This window comes from Undibacterium sp. Di26W, from assembly GCF_049340265.1.
Lineage (GTDB): Bacteria > Pseudomonadota > Gammaproteobacteria > Burkholderiales > Burkholderiaceae_D > Undibacterium.
The window spans coordinates 153,319-161,389 of the sequence record NZ_JBMPOR010000014.1 but is presented as its reverse complement, the minus strand read 5'-3'; the positions used below and the strand labels follow the sequence as shown (position 1 = coordinate 161,389).

Genomic DNA, 8,071 nt, shown 5'->3' with positions numbered 1-8,071 from the left:
CTTATTGCCACGCTCGTCGACTCCATGCAACGCAAACACATTCTTTGCCAAATCCATGCCAATTGTCGTAATATTCATTTCGGACTCCTCGCCTCAAGTAGTTGGTCATACTTCTACTTTGGCACATTGATGCCGTCGGCGCTGGAGTCCTTCTCTATTTCCAGCAACCTGGAAGGCGGCGTCCATACCATTTGTTTGCGTTCTTACAGGACCGGGCTTTAGGTACTGAAATGCGCCTTGGCATAGGTTTCACGCTCCAGTTCCTGCACCTCGACACACAATTGCACATCCAGCCCTGGCGGCCATGGCCCGGCCTGGTTGATAACGGTGAGTACGCGTTCTGACAAATCCCGTTTCACTTCGGTCGTGCGGCCTTTCAATATCACCAGCTTGGCATGCAGAAAAGCCCTTTCTGCATTGGCGGTACCGACGACATAGGTGTCAAAACGGATGGCCCGGCTTTTGATATCGATTTCCTTGAAATGATTTGTCGCCACCAGGGCAGTATTGATATCCAGCAGCAGTTCCCTGGCCTGTATTGGCAGATTGGCGGAGTATTCGATGGTGAAATGTGGCATAGCTGTCCTGTATCTGTTCGTTTGATTGTGGTCTGGCAGTTTTTGATTCTTTGCTGATTGCTACAACTGTACCAGCATTGGCTAGAACTCACTTCACACATAGGGATGAGTGCGAGCAAGGCGATTCGGGATGCAGTGCAAGGCGTAAGGGTAAGCCTTGTTGCTAAAGCTAATGTGACGCTACCGCGCAGCAATGCGCCCGCAAAGTGTCAATGCGGCCAGCTCCCGCAGGGTTTTGGACCGCAAGCTGTGCGCAATTCGACTCACCAAATAGAAAAGAGGCCTTTATCCCTGAGTCTACATTCACACAGGGAAAAGACCTCTACACAGCTTGCTGCAATGAAAAATTACCTGGATGCAGTCACTGTGCTAGTGGCGTTCGCCTTTTTCAGCTCTTCGCTGGCGTCACAACTGCCTACATTTTCACTGTCAAATATTTTAAGTTCCCAATTGTTTTCCATGATGGAGTCTTTTTTGGCTGTGATGTAATAGCGTGTACAAGGCTGTACATCCAGCACCAGCATTTTTTGTGAAGGTGCGCGGGCCATAGACTGACCGATCTGTACCAAGACATTATGCTTGCCTGGGGCGATTTGTACCGGCCCTTTGAAGTACGCTTGCTGATCCACTGCAACAATGTGCACCGGATACTCATGATTGGGTAACGGGCGGTCAGGGTTGCCATTCAGGTAGGACAACGACGCCATAGTACAAGCCCCCAGAAATGCGGTACTCAGGGCAGAAGCAATGACTACTTTGATCAGGGATTTCATGTGTTTCCTTTATTTTAAGAGGAAAGTCAATTTTTATCAGCATTGTTGATTGGATACGTTATTTCTGGCAATGCAATATTGCCCCGTGTATCTTTTTGTATGCTGAATTCACCCATCCCTACCCTGCCAGCCCTGCTCTGACAGTCGCCAAGCAGGCATTTCTGTTGCATAATCGAAGCCCTATCTTTCAGGAGTAAGCATGAGTATCACGATGATCATTTTTTTCAAGGCATTAATCGTAGTACCGATCACCTTGTTACCTATCCTGAACCCCATCGCGATTGCCCCTATTTTTCTATCCATGACCGGCCCGATAGAGCCACAACTGGCCAACCGGCTGGCGAAGCGTATCGCCCTGAACTGTTTTTTCCTGCTGATGGGTGCGGTCTTTATCGGCTCTTACGTACTGGATTTTTTTGGCATTTCTCTGCCTATCGTACGGGTTGCCGGTGGTATCGTGGTCGCCATGGCTGGCTGGAAGCTGTTGAATGATCAGGGCCAGGACAAATTGCGTAATTCCGTCGCTGCCTCGCATGGTGGCAGCACCTGGACCCGTGAAGAGTTGCGTAGCCGCGGGTTTTACCCCTTCAGTTTTCCGCTGACGGTAGGGCCCGGCACCATCGCCGCCTCGGTGACCCTGGGTACCCAGATGCCAAACAAACCAGTGGACTGGCTGATCACCAGTATTGCTTCTGCCCTGGGTGTATTGCTGACCACGCTGGTGATTTACCTGTGCTATCGCTTTGCCCGCAATATGGAAAGACTGCTGGGTGACGTAGGCGCAACCGTGCTGATGCGCCTGTCCGCTTTTATCTTGTTGTGTATAGGGATAGAAATTGGCTGGGCAGGTATTTCTGACCTGCTTGCTGACCTGAAGCTGCACTAAAGCGACACTGAGGTCGTCTAGTCAAAGCGTGCCCGCATTCACCAGCGTAGGTCACAAACTCGCAAACAATTGAATAGCAAAGCTCAGCGCACAAACCTGCAAAGATAGGTACCAAGGAGAGTGGCATGAGGCAGGCGGATGCCGTATCCGCCTCGCCATTCTGTCGTTACAAAGGCTCTTCCAGCATCAGTGCATGCTCCACCAGTTCGGTTTCATCACCGATGCGGCTATTCCAGGCACGGGTGAAATAACTTTTCTCTACCTGGGTAGGGGCGACATACCAGATCACCATCAGCGTCCCCTTGTGGTCATGGATCTTGGCCAGCTTGGAAATGCATTCCTTATTGCCATCAATATCTGCCAGGCCTATCGCATAACCGTAAACACGGCTCAGACGTTCTATGCGATCTGGCTCGGTTTCACTATTGGTAGCAGAAATTTTCGGGTGATCCAGATACATGGTGCAGTCTCCGTCTTCAGATGGTCGTTTTTCATTCTATCGCATCAGTCTGCCCACAGCTATCGACATTTGGCATGCTTGCGCCGGCGGTGGGGGAAACTCAGGCCCTGTTGCGTTTTTCCCATTTGCATTCCTGCCTGGCCAGCACTTTATTGGTCGGATCCACAGTCTCCAGATAGACGTCAAACCCCCATAGTCTGGCGACATGCTTCAACATTTCGCCCGTCTGCATGTTCAAGGGACGGCGTTGGTACTGGGTATGACGCAAGGTCAAAGCGCGGTCGCCCTGCATATCGACGGACCAGACCTGGATATTCGGTTCACGGTTACCCAGGTTATATTGTCCCGCCAATTGTTCGCGCAGATAACGATAACCCTGTTCATCATGAATCGCCGAGATCAGCAACTTATCCTTACTGTCATCATCAAGGATGGCAAAAAAATGGAAGTCACGCATCAGCTTGGGTGACAGATACTGGGCAATAAAACTCTCATCCTTGAAATTGCGCATGGCAAACTGCAGGGTCTTTTGCCAGTCGCTGCCAGCAAAGTCGGGGAACCATTCGCGGTCTTCTGCCGTCGGTGTTTCGCAGATGCGGCGTATGTCGCGCATCATGGCGAAACCCAGGGCATAGGGATTAATCCCATTGAAATAGCGGCTGCTAACCGGTGGCTGGTACACCACATTGGTATGGCTTTGCAAAAATTCCATCATGAAGCCATCGCCGACCACGCCCTCTTCATACAATTGCTGCAGTATGGTGTAATGCCAGAACGTCGCCCAGCCTTCATTCATGACCTGGGTCTGGCGTTGCGGATAAAAATATTGTGACACCTTGCGGATAATGCGCACAATCTCGCGCTGCCAGGGTTCCAGCAAGGGTGAATACTTTTCTATGAAATACAGCAGGTTTTCTTGCGGCTCGGATGGCACACGCTGCTCTGCCTGGCTTTCTGGCACCTCATTGCGTCGCGGGACCGTGCGCCACAAGTCATTCACTTGTGACTGCATGTATTTTTCTCTTTCGGCCTGACGCACACGTTCTTCAACCAGCGATATTTTGGCGGGACGCTTGTAGCGGTCAACACCATAGTTTTGCAAGGCATGGCAAGAATCAATGATCAGTTCCACCGCTTCCATGCCATAGCGCTGCTCGCAGTCTGCGATATAATTTTTGGCAAACAACATGTAATCAATAATCGCTTCGGCATCGGTCCAGGTGCGGAACAGGTAATTACCTTTGAAAAAGGAGTTATGTCCGTACGCTGCATGGGCAATCACCAGTGCCTGCATGGTCAGGCTGTTTTCTTCCATCAGGTAAGAAATGCAGGGATTGGAATTGATGACGATTTCGTAGGCCAGCCCCATCTGTCCACGCTTATAGCTTTTTTCGGTAGAAAGAAAATGCTTGCCGAATGACCAGTGATTGTAGGACACAGGCATGCCCACTGACGCATACGCATCCATCATCTGTTCGGCAGTGATCACTTCGAGCTGGTTGGGATAGGTATCCAGCCCAAACTGTTCGGCTACCCGGCGTATTTCTTCATGCGCCTGCTCTATGAGTTCAAAAGTCCATTCAGATTGCTCGGGCAAGGCACGGGGATGCTTTCTTCTGGTACTGGCATGGCTGGCTTCCATGTTGGACCTCATTTCGGCTGCTTCTTGAACAATTCCCTAAACACCGGATAAATGTCAGCCGGTGTTTCTATTTTTTGTATCGCAAAGTGCGCATGATGTTCGGTTACTTTCTCATATTCCAGCCACAGGTTCTGCGGCTGACCATCGGTGATTTCCACGTAGGCATAATACTGCACCAGCGGCATGATGGTATTGGTCAGCAGTTGCCCGCAGGTAGCCGAATCATTGTCCCAGTTATCACCATCCGAAGCCTGGGCCACATACACATTCCAGTCGCTGGCGGTGTATCGTTCACGCACGATTTGCGATAACAGGTTCAATGCAGATGAAACAATGGTACCGCCCGATTCGCGTGAATGGAAAAAAGCATCTTCATCCACTTCCATCGCAGTCGTATGATGGCGGATAAACACCACCTCGATTTTTTCATAGGCACGGGTCAGGAACAGGTACAGCAAAATGAAGAAGCGCTTTGCCGTATCCTTTTTCTGTTCATCCATGGAACCAGATACGTCCAGCAGGCAAAACATCACACACTGGCTGGCAGGTTTGGGTACCTTGACCCGGTTGCTATAGCGCAGGTCAAATGGATCAAGAAATGGAATCGCCAGCAGGCGCGTACGCAGGTGGTGAATTTCCTGTTTTAATTCAATCACCCTGCTATCTTTATTGTCTATGCCAGCATCAAGCAGCATCGTCATTTCTGCTTCAGCCACTTTCAGTCTGCGTGCTGATTTACCGCCGACTGCAATGCGTCGCCCCATGGCACCGCGCAATGAGCGCAGCACATGCATGCTGGATGCGGTTCCTGATGTTTTGTAACCGGCACGCTGGCTTTTGAAATCGGTCGTGGAAGTCAATTGCGTCTTGACCATATTCGGCAATTCCAGGTCTTCGAAGAAATAGTTCATGAATTCTTCGCGTGACAGCTGGAACACAAAGTCATCTTCGGCCGGGTCTTCGCTATTGCCACCCTGCCCTTTGCCAGAACCACCACCACCGCCTTTGGGCCGGGCAACCTGGTCGCCGCGCTGGTATTGTTCATTACCAGGCTGCACACCTTCCCACACCCCACCATGCGTATGACCAAAGGTCGGCTCACTGACATCCTTGACCGGTATCGATATACGTTCACCGCTCTCAATATCGGTAATGGACCGCCCTTTTACTGCACGAGCAACAGCATCCTTGATCTGCCCTTTATAACGCCGCAAAAAGCGTTCACGATTCGGTGCAGACTTATTTTTACCCTGGACACGCCGGTCAATCAGATGAACCAAAATGCTCTCCCGTTTGCCGCAAAATCTTTCACTTGCCTGATTCCCATTCGTCCTCCTGCCATCAAGACGATTTTCTTACCCGCAAATACCATTCACACAGCAAGCGAACCTGTTTGGCGGTATAGCCTTTGGCCACCATGCGTTCGACAAATTCCTGATGCTTGTTGGAATCATCCGCACTGGCCTTGGCATTGAAGGAAATGACGGGCAATAATTCTTCGGTATTCGAAAACATTTTTTTCTCAATGACCGTACGCAGTTTTTCATAACTGGTCCAGGCCGGATTTTTGCCAGCATTCTGCGCCCTGGCCCTCAACACGAAATTCACGATCTCATTGCGGAAGTCTTTGGGGTTGGAGATGCCTGCCGGCTTCTCGATTTTTTCCAGTTCATTATTGAGCGCATCGCGATCAAAACTTTCACCGGTATCGGGATCGCGGAATTCCTGGTCCTGTATCCAGAAGTCAGCAAAGGTCACATAACGATCGAAAATATTTTGGCCGTATTCTGAATAACTTTCCAGGTAGGCCGTCTGAATTTCCTTGCCTATGAATTCTGCATAACGCTGTGCCAGATATTCCTTGATATAAGACACATACTTTTGCTCGATCTCTGGTGCAAATTGTTCCCGCTCTATCTGCTGTTCCAGTACGTAGAGCAAATGCACAGGATTGGCAGCGACTTCGGTATTATCAAAGTTAAATACCTTGGACAAAATCTTGAATGCAAACCGGGTGGACAAGCCATTCATGCCTTCATCGACACCGGCATAATCTGAATATTCCTGGCGTGACTTGGCCTTGGGATCGGTATCTTTGAGATTTTCACCGTCATATACCTGCATCTTGCTGAAGATGCTGGAATTTTCTGGTTCTTTCAGGCGTGACAGCACGGCAAACTGGGCCATCATTTTCAAGGTACCGGGGGCGCAAGGTGCACTCGCCAATGACGAAGTACGCACCAGTTTTTCATAGATTTTTATTTCATCATTCACACGCAGGCAATACGGCACTTTGACGATATAGATGCGGTCAAGAAAAGCTTCATTGTTTTTATTGTTTTTAAATGTCTTCCATTCCGATTCATTTGAGTGGGCCAGTACGATACCCTCAAAAGGTATGGCGCCAAAGCCTTCGGTGCCTTTGAAGTTTCCTTCCTGGGTAGCCGTCAACAAAGGATGCAAGACCTTGATCGGGGCCTTGAACATTTCGACAAATTCCATCAAACCCTGGTTAGACAGGCAAAGACCGCCGGAATAGCTGTAGGCATCTGGATCATCCTGCGCATATTCTTCCAGCTTACGGATATCGACCTTGCCTACCAGCGAAGAAATATCCTGGTTATTTTCATCACCGGGTTCGGTTTTGGACACGGCAATCTGTTTCAATACCGAGGGATAACGGCGTACCACGCGGAACTGGTTGATGTCGCCATTGAATTCGTGCAGGCGCTTGACGGCCCAGGGGCTGGGTATGCTTTTCAGGTAGCGACGTGGTATGCCGAAATCTTCTTCCAGCAAGATACCGTCTTCCTCTTCATTGAACAGGCCGAGAGGTGATTCATTGACGGGGGAACCCTTGATGCAATAAAAAGGGATTTTTTCCATCAGGAATTTCAGGCGTTCGGCAATCGAAGATTTACCGCCACCGACCGGTCCCAGCAGATACAGGATTTGCTTGCGCTCTTCCAGGCCTTGAGCAGCATGGCGAAAATACGCCACAACCTGCTCGATGACTTCTTCCATGCCATAAAATTCACGAAAGGCTGGATAGATCTTGATGACCTTGTTGGAGAAAATACGCGACTGACGGGAGTCATGACGGGTATCCACCAATTCAGGCTCACCGATGGCAGCCAGCATGCGTTCAGACGCGCTGGCATATACCAGCCTGTCTTTTTTACACAGATCGAGATATTCCTGCATGGAATACTCTTCTTCGCGTGTTCGTTCATACCGTGCGGTGTAGTTGTCAAAGATATTCATCCCGACCTCCATGGATAAGCAAAAAGCAAATTCCGAACCGGTCTGGTGGCAACACCAATTTCATTGCCGCCAGCACATTACAACTTTAGTGTAGTTGAAATTATCAAAACGTGCAGCGCAAATTGTTACTCTGTGCAAAATGTTGGATCAAAGCACTGTTGTAAATCCGGGACGAAACAACAATGACGGCGCAAGCAGTACTCACATCTGACAAAACAACATAGCGATACAACTACATTAGCTTAAATTTGCAACAGCATTGATATAAACATATTCACTTTATTACGCATGATGCAGACTTTCTCATGCAACGCACTATCACCCATGAACGTTGACCCGTTTGTTAAATATGGTGAGAAAATAATGTGGCACACATGTGTGCGAGTGCACATACAAGCTGACAGCGCTGGTGGATGATGAATTGTGAATTGTGAATTGTGGATTGTGGATTGCGACTTGAGAACGCAT

8 protein-coding genes are annotated in these 8,071 nt (G+C 49.4%); 2 read left to right on the top strand and 6 right to left on the bottom strand.

Annotated elements, in window-relative coordinates; translation table 11 throughout:
- Nucleotides 1–222: hypothetical protein (locus ACO0LM_RS17240; protein WP_423038472.1), on the top strand; the 222-nt coding region annotated here is incomplete at its 5' end.
- Here ACO0LM_RS17240 and ACO0LM_RS17235 read toward each other — a convergent pair.
- Together ACO0LM_RS17235 and ACO0LM_RS17230 are read right to left on the bottom strand one after the other, a co-directional pair.
- Complete coding sequence (locus tag ACO0LM_RS17235; protein ID WP_423038471.1) at nucleotides 219–578, bottom strand: 5-carboxymethyl-2-hydroxymuconate Delta-isomerase; 360 nt, start codon at nucleotides 576–578, stop codon at nucleotides 219–221. The genes ACO0LM_RS17240 and ACO0LM_RS17235 overlap by 4 nt on opposite strands.
- A gap of 347 nt (nucleotides 579–925) precedes the next feature.
- Nucleotides 926–1,351 carry a hypothetical protein gene (locus ACO0LM_RS17230; protein ID WP_423038470.1) on the bottom strand — a complete coding sequence of 142 codons (426 nt, stop codon included), beginning with the start codon at nucleotides 1,349–1,351 and terminating at the stop codon, nucleotides 926–928.
- Nucleotides 1,352–1,550: 199 nt separating this feature from the next.
- Between ACO0LM_RS17230 and ACO0LM_RS17225 the strand changes: the two genes are divergently transcribed.
- Nucleotides 1,551–2,237 carry a MarC family protein gene (locus ACO0LM_RS17225; RefSeq protein ID WP_423038469.1) on the top strand — a complete coding sequence of 229 codons (687 nt, stop codon included), beginning with the start codon at nucleotides 1,551–1,553 and terminating at the stop codon, nucleotides 2,235–2,237.
- A 166-nt stretch (nucleotides 2,238–2,403) separates the two neighbouring features.
- On the opposite strand, the gene ACO0LM_RS17220 is transcribed toward ACO0LM_RS17225, so the two are convergent.
- The 4 genes from ACO0LM_RS17220 to ACO0LM_RS17205 form a co-directional block, all read right to left on the bottom strand.
- Entirely contained in the window at nucleotides 2,404–2,697 is a 294-nt protein-coding gene (locus tag ACO0LM_RS17220) for a hypothetical protein (protein ID WP_423038468.1), read from the bottom strand.
- 100 nt (nucleotides 2,698–2,797) lie between these two features.
- Nucleotides 2,798–4,351 (bottom strand): SpoVR family protein, encoded by a 1,554-nt coding sequence (locus ACO0LM_RS17215; protein ID WP_423038467.1) that lies wholly within the window; start codon nucleotides 4,349–4,351, stop codon nucleotides 2,798–2,800.
- Nucleotides 4,348–5,619, bottom strand: a complete 1,272-nt coding sequence (locus ACO0LM_RS17210) for a YeaH/YhbH family protein (protein WP_423038466.1) — start codon at nucleotides 5,617–5,619, stop codon at nucleotides 4,348–4,350. The genes ACO0LM_RS17215 and ACO0LM_RS17210 overlap by 4 nt, the downstream gene beginning before the upstream one ends.
- A gap of 61 nt (nucleotides 5,620–5,680) precedes the next feature.
- Nucleotides 5,681–7,603, bottom strand: coding sequence for a PrkA family serine protein kinase (locus ACO0LM_RS17205; RefSeq protein ID WP_422985455.1), 1,923 nt, complete (start codon nucleotides 7,601–7,603; stop codon nucleotides 5,681–5,683).
- Between the last annotated feature and the right edge of the window lie 468 nt (nucleotides 7,604–8,071).